At 73.3% G+C, this 1,165-nt stretch carries 1 protein-coding gene; it reads right to left on the bottom strand.

The window, feature by feature from the left end; genetic code table 11:
* Positions 1–353 precede the first annotated feature (353 nt).
* The coding region (locus BJF79_RS40245; RefSeq protein ID WP_143220817.1) for an ABC transporter ATP-binding protein at positions 354–1,165 on the bottom strand (812 nt) is incomplete at its 5' end.

Genomic DNA, 1,165 nt, shown 5'->3' with positions numbered 1-1,165 from the left:
CCTGCGACTCGGGCCGACCGACGGCCCGCCGCAGCGCCGACACCGCCTTTCGAGGCGGGTAACGGCCGAGACGGCCGGGGAACGCGCCCTGCGACAACTCGATGACGCGGCCGTCTGGGCGCGGCGCGAGTCGGTCGTCCCACCTGTCCGGCACTTCCGCCATCTGTCGCACACAGGAGCCGGCGTTCAGCGGCGAGGGCATGCCCGTGTCCACTCGACGCCCCCGATTGCGCGTCGTCCGTTCTCGGAGGCATTCCAGATGAGCGCACACCCCGAGCACGAGGCATGCGCGCTCTGTGGATCTCGCCGACCGTTACGCTCGGCGACGGCTGTGCATCAAGGCGTCCGGCGGCTCAGGCTCGCCCCCGAAGGACGTCTTCGGGGCGGTCGTCCCGGCCGAGTACGAGCTTCCGGTAGAGGCCGTCCTCGGCGGCGAGTTCACTGTGCGTGCCGCGCTGGACGATGCGGCCCCGGTCGAGGACGAGGATCTGGTCGGCGCGGCGGACGGTGTCGAGGTTGTGGGCGATGACGAGCACGCTTCCGGACGCCGCGAGGCGGCGGGCGGCCTCGCCGATGAGACGGGCGTTCGCGGGGTCGAGGGCCGAGGTGGCCTCGTCCATCACGGTGAGCGGTGCGGCTTTGAGCAGGGCTCGGGCGACGCACACGCGTTGCCGCTCGCCGCCCGACAGGCGGCTCCCGGCGGGCCCGACGGGGCTGTCGATCCCGTCGGGCGACTCGGCGATCGTGCGTTCGAGTCCCGCGGCGCGGACGGCGGCGGCCAGGTCGGGGTCGGACGCGTCGGGGCGTGCGATGCGGATGTTCTCGCGGATGGTGGTGTCGAGCAGGTGGTCGTCCTGAAGCACGGTGCCGATGCGTGCGTAGAGGTCCTCTGGCCGCAGGGTGCGAAGATCGGCGCCGTCGAGGGCGATGTGCCCGTCGGTGGGGTCCCAGAACCGGGTGAGCAGTCGCAGCAGGGTGGTCTTCCCCGCGCCCGAGGGCCCGACGAGCGCGGTGAGCCCGCGGCGGGGCAGGACGAGGGAGACGTCCTCGAGTACGGGCCGGTCGTCGTAGCGGAACGAGACGTGCTCGGCGCGGGCGATGTCCGCGCCGGCGGACGCGACGGGTCCGGACGGTGCGTCGAGGACGGGCAGGGCGGGCGTGTCGA

Source organism: Actinomadura sp. CNU-125 (genome assembly GCF_001942465.1).
Taxonomy (GTDB): Bacteria; Actinomycetota; Actinomycetes; order Streptosporangiales; family Streptosporangiaceae; genus Spirillospora.
The sequence above is the reverse complement of the archived record's forward strand: the minus strand, read 5'-3'. Positions and strand labels throughout refer to the sequence as shown.